Origin of the sequence: Mannheimia pernigra, from assembly GCF_013377995.1 — a bacterium.
Lineage (GTDB): Bacteria > Pseudomonadota > Gammaproteobacteria > Enterobacterales > Pasteurellaceae > Mannheimia > Mannheimia pernigra.
In genome coordinates, this window is record NZ_CP055305.1 from 346,336 (window position 1) to 359,138 (window position 12,803).

The following is a 12,803-nucleotide window of genomic DNA, read 5'->3' on the forward strand; positions in this document are numbered from 1 at the left end:
TCTCCCAATGTTAGAAAAAGTTGTTATTGCAAACCGTGGCGAAATTGCCCTACGTATTTTACGAGCCTGTAAAGAATTAGGCATTAAAACGGTTGCCGTTCACTCAACAGCAGACCGTGAATTAAAGCATGTTTTATTAGCAGATGAGACGATCTGTATTGGTCCTGCACCTTCTGTGAAAAGTTATTTAAATATTCCTATGATTATTGCTGCAGCAGAAGTTACGAATGCAGATGCTATTCACCCAGGCTATGGCTTTTTATCAGAAAATGCAAACTTTGCAGAACAAGTTGAAAAATCTGGCTTTGTGTTTATCGGTCCAACAGCTGACGTAATCCGTTTAATGGGCGATAAAGTATCTGCAATTAATGCAATGAAAAAAGCTGGTGTACCTTGTGTACCAGGCTCTGATGGCCCTATCGGGAATGATCCAAAGAAAAACAAAGAAATTGCCAGCCGCATTGGTTATCCTGTGATTATTAAAGCCTCTGGCGGCGGCGGTGGTCGTGGTATGCGAGTGGTTCATCACGAAAAAGATTTAGAAGAATCTATCGCAATGACCAAAGCCGAAGCAAAAGCTGCATTTAATAATGATATGGTATATATGGAGAAATATTTAGAAAATCCACGCCATATTGAAATTCAGGTACTTGCTGATACACACGGTAACGCGGTGTATTTAGCAGAGCGTGATTGCTCAATGCAACGTCGCCACCAAAAAGTAGTAGAAGAAGCACCTGCTCCAGGTATTACAGAAGAATTACGTAAATTTATCGGTGAGCGTTGTGCGAATGCCTGTCGTGAAATCGGCTATCGTGGTGCAGGTACATTTGAGTTCTTATATGAAAACGGTGAGTTCTATTTCATTGAAATGAATACTCGCTTACAAGTAGAACATCCTGTTACAGAAATGATTACTGGCATTGACTTAGTAAAAGAACAACTCCGAGTTGCTGCAGGTTTACCACTTTCTATCAAACAAGAAGATATAAAAGTGAAAGGCCACGCTATTGAATGCCGTATCAATGCCGAAGATCCACAAACGTTCTTACCATCTCCAGGCAAAATTACACGTTTGCACGTACCAGGGGGTCTAGGTGTGCGTTGGGATTCCCACATTTACTCAGGCTACAGCGTACCGCCACATTATGATTCAATGATTGGTAAGCTCATCACTTTCGCAGAAAGTCGTGATATTGCCATTCGTCGTATGGAAAATGCCTTATCAGAAACGATTGTTGAGGGAATCAAAACTAATATTCCACTGCATACCCAAATCCTTTCTGATACCGAATTCCGCAAAGGTGGTACAAATATCCACTACCTAGAGAAAAAACTCGGTCTTAAATAACCCCTCTTAAAATCTCAAAGGCGAACAATGTTCGCCTTTTTCATTATTTCGCGTGTCACAAATGAAATGATGTCGCTAAATCATAAAAAATTTAGCGTTTTCTATTATTTCTCAGGTAGAATATTAAAAAATCAAAAAGAAACATACTGCAAGGAGCATTTATGAATATTCCATTCTGCTTACCTGAAAATATTAGCCCAGAAACCTTTTTACGTGATTATTGGCAAAAACGCCCTCTTTTGATCCGTAATGGTTTACCCCAAATTGTAGGTTTATTTGAGCCAGAAGATATTATGGAATTAGCCTTAGAGGAAGAGGTTACTGCACGTCTTATTCAATGCAAAGGGGATAAATGGTCTGTAAAAGCAAGTCCACTTGAGAAAGAAGATCTACAAAACTTACCAGAACAATGGTCTGTTATGATACAAAACCTTGAGCAATGGTCGCCAGAACTCGGCGAATTATGGCAAGCCTTTAGCTTTATCCCACAATGGCAACGTGATGATATTATGGTGTCTTCCTCGCCATTAGGCGGTACTGTAGGTAAACATTATGATGAATACGATGTTTTCCTCGTGCAAGGCTATGGGCAACGCCGTTGGCAGCTTGGCAAATGGTGCGATCCAACTACAGAATTCAAGCCAAATCAGCCAATCCGTATTTTTGATGATATGGGCGAGCTAGTCTTAGATGAAGTAATGAACCCTGGCGATATACTTTATGTTCCCTCCCGAATGGCACATTACGGCGTTTCTGAAAGCGAGCAGGGCTTAACGTTCTCTTTTGGTTTACGTTATCCAAATGCAACCAATTTATTAGAAAATTTATGTAAAACCATTGAGCAACAAGCAGATAACATTAATTCGTCAGAATTTCATATCCCGTTCCGTTTAAGTCCGAATGAACAACCCAATGCGTTACTTGATCCAAATACGATCAACACCTTTAAACATCATTTAATCGATCTGCTACAAAATTCGACCCAATTTGACGGCTTGCTTACTCATAGCGTTGCAATGGCGGTTAGCTCACGCCGTTATGAATTATTGCAAACAGATAATGAATATTACCCTGATGAAGTACAAGAAATTTTAGAATCAGGCGGCTGGTTACAACAAGATGCAAATGTGAAAATTCTCTACACTGAAAACCCACAACGCTTGTATGTAAACGGTGAATGGATTGATGAACTAAATCAAGCAGAAAGAGCATTGCTCATTCGTATCGCAAATGGCGACGCTATTTCGTGGAATAAATTAGCATCTAAAGTGCAAGATCAAACTGAATTAGAATTGATGTTAGACACCATCTGCGATTGGCTAGACAGCGGTTGGATTATTTTATCTGAAGCCGAATAACCCAAAAGATAACAAGCGGTTAAATTTGCAAATTTTTTTACAAATTTAACCGCTTGTCAGCAGAAAGCAAAAAGCCTTGAGTTTCCCCAAGGCTTTTGTTTTTCACTGCTATAGCAATTAGTCGCCAAGACGCTCTTTGATACGTGCAGATTTACCAGAACGCTCACGTAAGTAGTAAAGTTTAGCTTTACGTACCGCACCTTTACGTTTAACAGAAATGGTGTCGATTACTGGTGAGTGAGTTTGGAATGTACGCTCAACGCCTACGCCGTTTGAAACTTTACGTAGAGTGAATGCAGAGTGCAAGCCACGGTTACGAATTGCAATAACCACGCCTTCGAACGCTTGCAAACGTTTTTTACTACCTTCTACTACCCATACCTTAACTTCTAATGTGTCACCTGGACGGAAGCTAGGTAAGTTTTGTTTTAACTGCTCTTGTTCAAGTTGTTTGATGATGTTACTCATTTTGAAAACCTTCTAAATCCTAGAATTAACTGATTTTATGTTGCTTTTTAATTTTAGCTAACAACACTCTTTGTTCGTCAGTCAGAGCTAGGCTATCCAATAGCTCAGGGCGTCTTAACCACGTTCGCTCAAGCGATTGTTCCAATCGCCATTTACGAATTTGTTCGTGATGTCCAGACATCAGCACTTCCGGAACAGGCATACCGTCTAATACTTCAGGGCGAGTATAATGCGGGCAATCAAGTAATCCTTCAGCAAAAGAATCCTCTAACGCCGAAGCTTGCTTGCCTAATACCCCTGGAATAAACCTTGCAACGGCATCAATTAATGTCATTGCAGGCAACTCTCCCCCTGTCAGAACGTAATCTCCGATTGACCACTCCTCATCAACTTCGGTTTGAATCAATCGCTCATCAACCCCCTCATATCGTCCACAGATTAAAATCAATTTCTGATTTGAAGCCAGCGTTTGCACGCCTATTTGATCGAGCTTACGTCCTTGTGGTGAAAGATAAATCACTTTAACTTCACCATCATCTACTACCGATGCTGCCGTTTTTGCTGCGTGAATCGCATCACGTAAAGGCTGCACCATCATCAACATTCCCGGCCCACCACCATAAGGGCGGTCATCTACCGTTTTATGCTTATCAAATGTGAAATCACGAGGGTTCCAACACTCAATTTGTAGTAGATTTTGCTTAACTGCACGTCCTGTCACCCCGAAATCGGTAATTGCTTTAAACATTTCAGGAAACAGTGAAATAATACCAATCCACATTTTTATACCTTAATGTTTTCTGAAGCTCACCGCATACCTGAGGTTAGAAACCAGCGTCCCAGTCCACCGTAATAGTTTTGGTGGCGAGATCTACTCTTTTAACTACTTGTTCATACAAAAACGGAATTAATCGTTCTTGTTTTCCAAAAGCATCCTTGCTGTTTGCTCGCACTACTAACACATCGTTTGAACCTGTTTCCATCATCTCAGTCACAGAGCCCATTATATAGTCATCCAAGTTTACCACTGTACAACCGATTAAATCGTGCCAATAGTAATCTCCTTCTTCCAATTCAGGAAGCACAGATAAATCCACACCGATCTCGGCATTAGTCAACAGCTGTGCAACCTCACGGTCTTCTGTACCTTTAAATTTAACAATCAAATCGTTATTATGATAGCGCCAGCTTTCTAATTCGACCGCTTGCCAGATGCCTTTAATTTTTAAAAACCACGGCTGATAGTCGAAAATGCTTTCAGATTGTTCTGTTGATGAATAGAGACGTAACCAGCCACGGATCCCATAGGTTGAACCTAATTTACCGACAACTTCAATTTTTTGTTCGCTCATACTCACCTACTTATTTAATTTTGGCTTATTTAATATTAAGCTGCTTTACGAGCTTCTTTTACTAAAGAAGCAACACGATCTGATAAGTCAGCACCTTTAGCAACCCACGCATCCACTTTAGCCACATCTAAACGTAAACGCTCAGCTTGACCAGCTGCTAATGGATTGAAGAAACCGATACGCTCGATAAAGCGACCATCACGAGGTGAACGACTATCCGCTACCACGATTTGGTAAAATGGGCGTTTTTTAGCTCCGCCACGAGTTAAACGAATGGTTACCATAACCTTTCCTCTAAATGTTGATAGTAAAAAATAAACCCTCGTTCGAGGTGAGGGTGACGAACTTGCCCCTAAAACGGAAAACAAGCGGTCAAATTATACAGATTTCTTGTAAAAAAACAAGCTCAGATAAAACAAAACCCCGATAGCAATATCGGGGTTTTAAGTTCAATCTAACTTAGATTATTCCGCTGCTGCTTCTGTTGCAACTTCTGGACGATCTACTAACTCAATGTATGCCATTGGAGCATTATCGCCTGCACGGAAACCACATTTTAAGATGCGAGTGTAACCACCTGCACGATTTGCAAAACGTGGACCTAATTCATTGAATAATTTAGCAACTGTATCAACGTTGCGTGTACGAGCAAAAGCTAAACGGCGATTTGCAACGCTGTCTGCTTTAGCTAAAGTAATTAACGGCTCAACTACACGGCGTAACTCTTTTGCTTTTGGTAAAGTAGTCTTGATGATTTCGTGTTCAACAAGAGAACTTGCCATATTGCGGAACATCGCTTGGCGATGACTACTGTTACGGTTTAATTGACGTCCACTCTTACGATGGCGCATAACCTATTCCTTCTTAGAAAATCTATACCTAACTAGTCTTCTGCAATGCTTGCAGGCGGCCAGTTTTCAAGGCGCATACCGAGTGATAAGCCACGAGAAGCAAGAACATCTTTGATCTCTGTAAGAGATTTTTTACCTAAATTAGGCGTCTTAAGTAATTCAACTTCTGTACGTTGGACTAAATCACCAATATAGTGAATTGTCTCTGCTTTTAAACAGTTAGCAGAACGAACTGTCAGCTCTAAATCATCTACCGGACGAAGAAGAATCGGATCAAACTCTGGTTTTTCTTCTTTCACTTCAGGTTGACGAACATCACGCAAATCAACGAATGCAGCAAGTTGTTCTGCTAAAATCGTTGCAGCACGACGAATAGCTTCTTCTGGATCTAATGTACCATTAGTTTCCATCTCAATAACAAGTTTATCTAAGTCTGTTCGTTGTTCTACACGCGCAGCTTCTACATTATAAGCAATACGATCTACTGGCGAGAAACGCGCATCAACTAATAAACGACCAATTGGACGATCATCGTTTTGAGTGTGAAGACGTGCTGATGCAGGGACATAACCACGACCACGTTGAACACGAATACGCATACTAATTGACGCATTCTTATCTGTTAAGTTACAGATAACGTGATCAGAATTTACGATTTCTACATCGCCATCGTGTGTGATGTCGGCTGCAGTTACAGGGCCAATTCCAGATTTATTCAGTGTCAAAATAATATCATCTTTATTTTGCACCTTTACCGCTAGACCTTTAAGGTTTAATAATACCTCAAGTATATCTTCCTGAACGCCTTCCTTGCTACTGTATTCATGTAATACACCATCAATTTCAACTTCAGTAACTGCACAACCCGGCATAGATGAAAGTAAAATGCGGCGAAGTGCATTGCCTAATGTATGACCAAAACCACGTTCTAACGGCTCTAATGTCACTTTAGCACGAGTTGAACTAATTTGCTCAATATTCACTAAGTGCGGCTTTAAAAATTCTGTCACAGAACCCTGCATTTTTTCCTCTCTTTGCGGTTAAGCTAACTATTATTTAGAGTAAAGCTCAACGATCAGATGTTCATTAATATCTGCTGATAGATCTGAACGCTCTGGACGACGTTTAAATACACCTTCCATTTTAGTCACATCAACTTCTAACCAAGTCGGCTTTTCACGTTGAGTTGCTAATTCTAATGATGCTTTAATACGTGCTTGTTTTTTCGATTTTTCACGAACAGCAACAACATCATCAACAGAAACTTGAAATGAAGGAATGTTTACTACACGACCATTTACTACAATTGATTTATGGCTAACAAGCTGACGTGCTTCTGCACGAGTTGCAGCAAAACCCATACGGTAAACTACGTTATCTAAACGACCTTCTAATAATACCAATAAGTTCTCACCCGTATTACCTTTTAAGCGATTTGCTTCAGTATAATAGTTACGGAATTGACGCTCTAAGATACCATAGATACGGCGGACTTTTTGTTTTTCACGTAACTGACTACCATAGTCAGATAAACGTGGCTTGCGAGCACCATGTTGACCAGGGGCCACATCAAGTCTATTTCTACATTTTGATTCAATCGCACGAACGCCTGATTTTAAGAATAAATCAGCACCTTCACGACGGCTTAGCTTGAGTTTAGGACCCAAATATCTTGCCATTTTCTTTCTCCAATTCTTTTAACGTCAATTAAACACGACGTTTTTTCGGTGGACGACAACCGTTATGAGGAATCGGAGTCACATCTGTAATATTTGTGATACGGAAACCCGCTGCGTTTAACGCACGAATTGTCGACTCACGACCTGGACCCGGTCCTTTAACCATAACTTCCAAATTCTTTAAACCAAACTCTTTTACCATTTCAGCACAACGCTCTGCTGCAACTTGTGCCGCAAACGGAGTTGATTTACGAGAACCACGGAAACCCGAACCACCTGCAGTTGCCCAAGCTAGAGCATTACCTTGGCGGTCAGTAATAGTAACGATTGTATTATTGAAAGATGCGTGGATATGAGCTACGCCATCTGCAATCTGTTTTTTAACGCGCTTACGTGCGCGAACTGGTGTTTTAGCCATTATTTATCTACTCCGACTATTTTTTGATCGGTTTGCGTGGACCTTTACGGGTACGCGCATTAGTCTTAGTACGTTGACCACGTACTGGTAAACTACGACGATGACGTAAACCACGGTAGCAACCTAAGTCTAAAAGACGTTTGATGCTTAAAGTTACTTCACGACGTAAATCACCTTCAACAGTAAATTTACCAACTTCTTCACGCAGTTTTTCAATCTGCTCTTCAGACAATTCTCTGATCTTTACATCTTCAGCAATACCCGTTGCTGCACAGATAGCTTTAGCACGAGTTTTACCAATACCGTAAATTGCAGTTAATGCGATTACAGTGTGTTTCTGATCAGGAATGTTAATGCCTGCAATACGGGCCACTATGCACTCCTATTATTTAAGTTTTATTGATATACTGATCTTGAAAAGCCCGTTTCAGGATACTCAAACAGTATATCAGGACGAATGAGCTGAGCAGTATAACTGCTCAGCAGGTTCTTTGCAAGAAATATGCGTAAAATTAACCTTGACGTTGTTTGTGTTTAGGATCGCTACAAATCACACGAACCACACCTTCACGCTTGATTACTTTACAATTACGGCACATTCTTTTAACTGAAGCACGAACTTTCATTGCTTATCCTTCATTAATGGCTTATTAACCTAAGCCTTTTAAGTTAGCTTTCTTCAACACAGAATCATATTGTTGAGACATTAAATGGCTCTGAACCTGTGCGATGAAATCCATAATAACAACCACTACGATTAATAGTGAAGTTCCACCTAATTGGAATGGAACTTTCCATAATGACGTAATGATATAAGGAACCAAACAAACAAAAGTAATATATAACGCACCAATTAAGGTTAAACGTGTCATTACTTTATCAATATAACGAGATGTTTGTTCACCTGGTCGATAACCTGGTACAAACGCACCTGATTTCTTAAGATTATCCGCTGTATCACGAGGATTATACTGCATTCCTGTATAAAAGAATGCAAAGAAAATTACTGCCATTGTAAATAAAACAACATATAATGGTTGTCCTGGCTGTAATAGCTGTGAAAGATTAAATAACCATTCAAAACCTTCACTTTGTCCAAACCATTGAGTAATACTCGCAGGAAATAAGATAATACTTGAAGCAAAAATTGCTGGTATTACACCTGCCATATTAACTTTTAACGGTAAATGTGAAGATCTTGCAGGAGCCATCATTCTACCTTGCTGGCGACTTGCATAGTTCACAACAATTCTTCTTTGTCCACGCTCAACAAAAACAACAAAATACGTTACTGCAAATGCAATTATTGCAACTAATAGTAATACAATAAATGACAACTCACCTTGGCGAGCCTGTTCAATTGTTTGCCCAATAGTCGCTGGAAGATCAGCAACAATACCTGCAAAAATAATCAATGAGATACCGTTTCCGATACCACGTTCAGTGATTTGTTCACCTAGCCACATGAGAAACATTGTTCCAGTCACTAAGCTAATTACAGAAGTTACATAGAATAATATACTTGGATTAGGAACTAACCCTTGTACCATATTCGGTAAGGCTAATGAAATACCAATAGATTGAATAAATGCTAGTAGTAATGTACCGTAACGCGTATATTTACTAATTTTTCTACGACCTGCCTCACCTTCTTTCTTTAATTCGGCTAAAGGTGGGTGAATCGCTGTCAATAACTGTATAATAATTGACGCCGAAATATAAGGCATAATACCTAATGCAAATATAGATGCGCGACTTAAAGCACCACCAGAGAACATATTGAACATATCAATGATGGTGCCATGCTGTTGTCGAATTAATTCGGATAATACAGAAGCATCAATGCCAGGAACAGGTATAAAAGAACCGATACGGAAAACGATTAACGCACCTAAAACAAATAATAATCTTGATTTAAGCTCGCCAGTCCCTTTTTGTGTACTACCTTGGTACCCTGGTTGCTTTGCCATCTATTTATTCCTCGATAGAACCGCCAGCAGCTTCAATAGCAGCTCTAGCACCTTTAGTTACACCTAAGCCTTTAACTACAACTGCTTTATTAATTTCACCAGCTAAAATCACTTTAGCTGATAAAATATCTTTAGTAATAATATTAGCTGCTTTTAATGCTTCTAAAGTTACTTCGTTACCATCTACTTTAGCTAAGTCGTTTAAACGAATTTCTGCCACATGTAGTGATTTAAGTGATGTAAAACCAAATTTTGGTAAACGACGGTATAAAGGCATTTGACCACCCTCGAAACCACGACGAACACGTCCGCCCGAACGAGATTTTTGACCTTTATGACCACGACCACCAGTTTTACCTAAACCAGAACCAATACCACGACCTAAACGCTTTCCACTGTGCTTAGCACCTTCAGCTGGAGAAAGAGAATTTAAACGCATTCTATTACTCCTCTACTTTAACCATATAAGATACTTGATTGATCATACCACGCACTGCGGGTGTATCTTCAAGTTCTACAGTATGACGAATATGACGAAGACCTAAGCCTTTTAACGTTGCTTTATGTTTCGGTAAACGAGCAATAGAGCTACGAGTTTGAGTTACTTTAATTTTTGCCATATCCAATTACCCCAAAATTTCTTCAACTGTTTTACCACGTTTTGCAGCAACCATTTCAGGTGATTTCATGTTTTCAAGTGCATCAATTGTTGCACGTACAACATTAATTGGGTTGGTTGAACCATACGCTTTAGAAAGAACGTTACGAACACCTGCAACTTCTAATACTGCACGCATTGCACCACCTGCGATGATACCAGTACCTTCGCTTGCTGGCTGCATAAATACGCGTGAACCAGTATGAGAACCTTTAACAGGGTGTTGTAATGTGCCTTCATTTAAAGCCACATTAATCATATTGCGACGAGCTTTTTCCATCGCTTTTTGGATTGCTGCTGGAACTTCACGTGCTTTACCGTAACCAAAACCAACGCGACCATTACCATCACCCACTACTGTTAAAGCAGTGAAACTCATGATACGACCACCTTTTACGGTTTTTGAAACACGGTTAACCGCGATTAGCTTTTCCTGCAGTTCACCAGCTTGTTTTTCGATGTTTGACATCTCAAATTCCTCTCTTAGAACTGTAGACCAGCTTCACGAGCAGCATCTGCTAATGATTGCACACGACCGTGGTATTTAAAACCAGAACGATCAAAGGCAACCGCTTTAATACCTTTGGCAATTGCACGCTCAGCAACAATTTTACCCACTACTGCTGCAGCTTCTTTATTACCAGTATATTTAACTTGCTCTTTAATTACTTTTTCAACAGTTGAAGCTGCTGCTAGTACTTCTGAGCCATTAGGTGCAATCACCTGTGCATAGATATGGCGAGGTGTGCGATGCACAACTAAACGTGTTGCACCTTGCTCTCTCATTAAATGACGTGCACGGGTTGCACGACGGATACGAGCTATTTTCTTATCCATAGTGTTACCTTACTTTACTTTTTCTTCGCTTCTTTAGTACGTACAACTTCATCAGAGTAACGTACACCTTTACCTTTATAAGGCTCAGGTTTGCGATATGCACGAATATCTGCTGCTACCTGACCAATTAACTGTTTGTCAGCACTTTTCAGAATAATTTCTGTTTGTGATGGACATTCACCAGTTACGCCAGCTGGCAACTCATGTTCTACAGGGTGTGAGAAACCTAAACTTAAGGCAACAACATTACCTTTCATTTGAGCTCTATAACCTACACCCACTAATTGCAATTTCTTAGTAAAGCCTTCAGTAACACCGATAACCATCGCGTTCACAAGTGCACGAGCAGTACCCGCTTGTGCATCTGCATTAGCAACACCTTCACGAGGTGCAAAAGTTAATACGTTATCTTCTTGTTTTACTTCAACTGCATTGTGGATTTCGCGAGATAACTCGCCATTTTTACCTTTAACTGTTAATAACTGACCGTTAAGTTTCACCTCAACACTGGCAGGAATATTAACAGGTGCTTTTGCAACACGAGACATTAATCCTACCCCTCTATTATGCTACGTAACAGATAATTTCACCGCCGAGGCCAGCTTGACGTGCTGCACGGTCAGTCATTACACCTTTAGATGTAGAAATAACAGCGATACCCAAACCACCCATAACTTTTGGTAATTCGTCTTTACGTTTATAAATACGAAGACCTGGACGGCTCACACGTTGGATACTTTCTACAACTGGTTTATTTTGGAAATATTTTAAAGTAATTTCCAGTTCAGGTTTTGCACCTTCAACAACTTTAACGCTTTCGATATAACCTTCTTCAGCTAAAACATTTGCTATAGCAACTTTTAACTTAGATGAAGGCATACTGATTGCAACTTTATTCGCTGCTTGACCGTTACGAATACGGGTCAGCATATCTGCGATTGGATCTTGCATGCTCATGTATTTACTCCCATGATTCCAAATTAAAAGAGGTTATTACCAGCTCGCTTTTTTAAGACCCGGAATTTCGCCACGCATAGCAGCTTCACGGACTTTAATACGGCTTAAGCCAAACTTACGGAGCACACCATGTGGTCTACCAGTTTGACGGCAACGATTACGCTGACGAATTGGACTAGAATCGCGTGGCAGTGTTTGTAATTTTAACACTGCATCCCAACGTTCTTCATCCGAAGAATTTACATCAGAAATGATTTTCTTTAATTCTTCACGCTTTACGTAGAATTTATCAGCTAATTTAGCACGTTTTACATCACGTGCGATCATTGATTGTTTTGCCACGATAACCTACCTTATTTACGGAATGGGAAATTGAAAGCAGCTAATAAAGCTTGACCTTCTTCATCACTTTTCGCTGTTGTGGTAATAGTAATATCTAAACCACGTACACGATCTACTTTATCATAGTCGATTTCAGGGAAAATGATTTGTTCACGAACACCCATACTGTAATTACCACGACCATCGAATGACTTAGCGTTTAAGCCACGGAAGTCACGGATACGTGGAACAGCGATAGTAATCAATCTTTCAAAGAATTCCCACATACGTTCACCACGTAGGGTTACTTTGCAACCGATTGGATACCCTTGACGAATTTTAAAGCCTGCAACAGACTTGCGAGCTTTGGTTACTAATGGTTTTTGACCGCTAATTGCTGCTAGATCTGCTACTGCGTTATCTAATAGCTTTTTGTCGGTCAATGCTTCACCCACACCCATATTAAGGGTAATCTTTTCGATTTGTGGGACTTGCATGACAGATGAGTAGTTGAATTTCTCTTTTAATTCATTAACTACTGTATCTCTGTAGTAATCATGCAGTTTCGCCATCACATTACTCC

21 protein-coding genes are annotated in these 12,803 nt (G+C 40.0%); 2 read left to right on the forward strand and 19 right to left on the reverse strand.

Annotation, left to right across the window (positions count from 1 at the left end):
• The first annotated feature begins 7 nt into the window (after positions 1-7).
• On the forward strand, positions 8-1,351 hold the full coding sequence (gene accC, locus HV560_RS01650) for an acetyl-CoA carboxylase biotin carboxylase subunit (protein ID WP_176812022.1): 1,344 nt from the start codon (positions 8-10) through the stop codon (positions 1,349-1,351).
• A gap of 161 nt (positions 1,352-1,512) precedes the next feature.
• Positions 1,513-2,709, forward strand: coding sequence for a ribosomal protein uL16 3-hydroxylase (locus HV560_RS01655; protein WP_176812023.1), 1,197 nt, complete (start codon positions 1,513-1,515; stop codon positions 2,707-2,709).
• A 117-nt stretch (positions 2,710-2,826) separates the two neighbouring features.
• Here the strand turns inward: HV560_RS01655 and rplS are convergent, their stop codons facing one another.
• The 19 genes from rplS to rplE all read right to left on the reverse strand — a co-directional run bounded on the left by rplS (position 2,827) and on the right by rplE (position 12,792).
• Positions 2,827-3,177 (reverse strand): 50S ribosomal protein L19, encoded by a 351-nt coding sequence (gene rplS / locus HV560_RS01660; protein ID WP_159628720.1) that lies wholly within the window; start codon positions 3,175-3,177, stop codon positions 2,827-2,829.
• A gap of 25 nt (positions 3,178-3,202) precedes the next feature.
• Positions 3,203-3,958: a tRNA (guanosine(37)-N1)-methyltransferase TrmD gene (trmD, locus tag HV560_RS01665; RefSeq protein ID WP_176812024.1), complete on the reverse strand. Its 756-nt coding sequence runs from the start codon at positions 3,956-3,958 to the stop codon at positions 3,203-3,205.
• A gap of 43 nt (positions 3,959-4,001) precedes the next feature.
• Positions 4,002-4,529, reverse strand: coding sequence for a ribosome maturation factor RimM (rimM, locus tag HV560_RS01670; RefSeq protein ID WP_176812025.1), 528 nt, complete (start codon positions 4,527-4,529; stop codon positions 4,002-4,004).
• A 35-nt stretch (positions 4,530-4,564) separates the two neighbouring features.
• A complete protein-coding gene (gene rpsP, locus HV560_RS01675) occupies positions 4,565-4,813 on the reverse strand; it encodes a 30S ribosomal protein S16 (RefSeq protein WP_005599334.1) in 249 nt (82 codons plus the stop codon).
• Positions 4,814-4,993: 180 nt separating this feature from the next.
• Positions 4,994-5,380: a 50S ribosomal protein L17 gene (rplQ, locus tag HV560_RS01680; RefSeq protein ID WP_025216422.1), complete on the reverse strand. Its 387-nt coding sequence runs from the start codon at positions 5,378-5,380 to the stop codon at positions 4,994-4,996.
• A gap of 32 nt (positions 5,381-5,412) precedes the next feature.
• On the reverse strand, positions 5,413-6,402 hold the full coding sequence (locus HV560_RS01685) for a DNA-directed RNA polymerase subunit alpha (RefSeq protein ID WP_159628723.1): 990 nt from the start codon (positions 6,400-6,402) through the stop codon (positions 5,413-5,415).
• A gap of 30 nt (positions 6,403-6,432) precedes the next feature.
• Entirely contained in the window at positions 6,433-7,059 is a 627-nt protein-coding gene (rpsD, locus tag HV560_RS01690; RefSeq protein ID WP_176807738.1) for a 30S ribosomal protein S4, read from the reverse strand.
• 28 nt (positions 7,060-7,087) lie between these two features.
• The gene (rpsK, locus tag HV560_RS01695; RefSeq protein ID WP_005705959.1) at positions 7,088-7,477 is read right to left on the reverse strand and encodes a 30S ribosomal protein S11; all 390 of its coding nucleotides are present in this window, start codon (positions 7,475-7,477) and stop codon (positions 7,088-7,090) included.
• A 16-nt stretch (positions 7,478-7,493) separates the two neighbouring features.
• Positions 7,494-7,850 (reverse strand): 30S ribosomal protein S13, encoded by a 357-nt coding sequence (rpsM, locus tag HV560_RS01700; RefSeq protein ID WP_005599322.1) that lies wholly within the window; start codon positions 7,848-7,850, stop codon positions 7,494-7,496.
• Positions 7,851-7,989: 139 nt separating this feature from the next.
• On the reverse strand, positions 7,990-8,103 hold the full coding sequence (gene rpmJ, locus HV560_RS01705) for a 50S ribosomal protein L36 (protein WP_006250018.1): 114 nt from the start codon (positions 8,101-8,103) through the stop codon (positions 7,990-7,992).
• A 24-nt stretch (positions 8,104-8,127) separates the two neighbouring features.
• Entirely contained in the window at positions 8,128-9,447 is a 1,320-nt protein-coding gene (secY, locus tag HV560_RS01710) for a preprotein translocase subunit SecY (protein WP_176809493.1), read from the reverse strand.
• Between the two features lie 4 nt (positions 9,448-9,451).
• Positions 9,452-9,886 (reverse strand): 50S ribosomal protein L15, encoded by a 435-nt coding sequence (gene rplO, locus HV560_RS01715; RefSeq protein ID WP_176807740.1) that lies wholly within the window; start codon positions 9,884-9,886, stop codon positions 9,452-9,454.
• Positions 9,887-9,890: 4 nt separating this feature from the next.
• Positions 9,891-10,067, reverse strand: coding sequence for a 50S ribosomal protein L30 (gene rpmD / locus HV560_RS01720; RefSeq protein WP_006250021.1), 177 nt, complete (start codon positions 10,065-10,067; stop codon positions 9,891-9,893).
• 6 nt (positions 10,068-10,073) lie between these two features.
• The gene (gene rpsE / locus HV560_RS01725; RefSeq protein ID WP_005705945.1) at positions 10,074-10,574 is read right to left on the reverse strand and encodes a 30S ribosomal protein S5; all 501 of its coding nucleotides are present in this window, start codon (positions 10,572-10,574) and stop codon (positions 10,074-10,076) included.
• 14 nt (positions 10,575-10,588) lie between these two features.
• A complete protein-coding gene (gene rplR, locus HV560_RS01730) occupies positions 10,589-10,942 on the reverse strand; it encodes a 50S ribosomal protein L18 (protein WP_159628727.1) in 354 nt (117 codons plus the stop codon).
• 14 nt (positions 10,943-10,956) lie between these two features.
• Positions 10,957-11,490, reverse strand: coding sequence for a 50S ribosomal protein L6 (rplF, locus tag HV560_RS01735; protein WP_159628728.1), 534 nt, complete (start codon positions 11,488-11,490; stop codon positions 10,957-10,959).
• 16 nt (positions 11,491-11,506) lie between these two features.
• Positions 11,507-11,899 carry a 30S ribosomal protein S8 gene (gene rpsH, locus HV560_RS01740; protein WP_159628729.1) on the reverse strand — a complete coding sequence of 131 codons (393 nt, stop codon included), beginning with the start codon at positions 11,897-11,899 and terminating at the stop codon, positions 11,507-11,509.
• A 36-nt stretch (positions 11,900-11,935) separates the two neighbouring features.
• Entirely contained in the window at positions 11,936-12,241 is a 306-nt protein-coding gene (gene rpsN / locus HV560_RS01745) for a 30S ribosomal protein S14 (RefSeq protein ID WP_159628730.1), read from the reverse strand.
• An 11-nt stretch (positions 12,242-12,252) separates the two neighbouring features.
• Positions 12,253-12,792, reverse strand: a complete 540-nt coding sequence (gene rplE, locus HV560_RS01750; protein WP_176812026.1) for a 50S ribosomal protein L5 — start codon at positions 12,790-12,792, stop codon at positions 12,253-12,255.
• Positions 12,793-12,803: the final 11 nt, after the last annotated feature.

Excerpts from the sequence above, each read along its gene's own strand:
- rpmJ (WP_006250018.1), bottom strand. The coding sequence starts at position 8,103 with ATGAAAGTTCGTGCTTCAGTTAAAAGAATGTGCCGTAATTGTAAAGTA.
- rpsH (WP_159628729.1), bottom strand. The coding sequence starts at position 11,899 with ATGAGCATGCAAGATCCAATCGCAGATATGCTGACCCGTATTCGTAAC.
- rpsD (WP_176807738.1), bottom strand. The coding sequence starts at position 7,059 with ATGGCAAGATATTTGGGTCCTAAACTCAAGCTAAGCCGTCGTGAAGGT.
- HV560_RS01655 (WP_176812023.1), top strand. The coding sequence starts at position 1,513 with ATGAATATTCCATTCTGCTTACCTGAAAATATTAGCCCAGAAACCTTT.
- secY (WP_176809493.1), bottom strand. The coding sequence starts at position 9,447 with ATGGCAAAGCAACCAGGGTACCAAGGTAGTACACAAAAAGGGACTGGC.
- rimM (WP_176812025.1), bottom strand. The coding sequence starts at position 4,529 with ATGAGCGAACAAAAAATTGAAGTTGTCGGTAAATTAGGTTCAACCTAT.
- rpsE (WP_005705945.1), bottom strand. The coding sequence starts at position 10,574 with ATGTCAAACATCGAAAAACAAGCTGGTGAACTGCAGGAAAAGCTAATC.
- HV560_RS01685 (WP_159628723.1), bottom strand. The coding sequence starts at position 6,402 with ATGCAGGGTTCTGTGACAGAATTTTTAAAGCCGCACTTAGTGAATATT.
- rplS (WP_159628720.1), bottom strand. The coding sequence starts at position 3,177 with ATGAGTAACATCATCAAACAACTTGAACAAGAGCAGTTAAAACAAAAC.
- rpsK (WP_005705959.1), bottom strand. The coding sequence starts at position 7,477 with ATGGCTAAAACACCAGTTCGCGCACGTAAGCGCGTTAAAAAACAGATT.
- rplE (WP_176812026.1), bottom strand. The coding sequence starts at position 12,792 with ATGGCGAAACTGCATGATTACTACAGAGATACAGTAGTTAATGAATTA.
- rpmD (WP_006250021.1), bottom strand. The coding sequence starts at position 10,067 with ATGGCAAAAATTAAAGTAACTCAAACTCGTAGCTCTATTGCTCGTTTA.
- rplQ (WP_025216422.1), bottom strand. The coding sequence starts at position 5,380 with ATGCGCCATCGTAAGAGTGGACGTCAATTAAACCGTAACAGTAGTCAT.
- accC (WP_176812022.1), top strand. The coding sequence starts at position 8 with ATGTTAGAAAAAGTTGTTATTGCAAACCGTGGCGAAATTGCCCTACGT.
- rplF (WP_159628728.1), bottom strand. The coding sequence starts at position 11,490 with ATGTCTCGTGTTGCAAAAGCACCTGTTAATATTCCTGCCAGTGTTGAG.
- rplO (WP_176807740.1), bottom strand. The coding sequence starts at position 9,886 with ATGCGTTTAAATTCTCTTTCTCCAGCTGAAGGTGCTAAGCACAGTGGA.
- trmD (WP_176812024.1), bottom strand. The coding sequence starts at position 3,958 with ATGTGGATTGGTATTATTTCACTGTTTCCTGAAATGTTTAAAGCAATT.
- rplR (WP_159628727.1), bottom strand. The coding sequence starts at position 10,942 with ATGGATAAGAAAATAGCTCGTATCCGTCGTGCAACCCGTGCACGTCAT.
- rpsP (WP_005599334.1), bottom strand. The coding sequence starts at position 4,813 with ATGGTAACCATTCGTTTAACTCGTGGCGGAGCTAAAAAACGCCCATTT.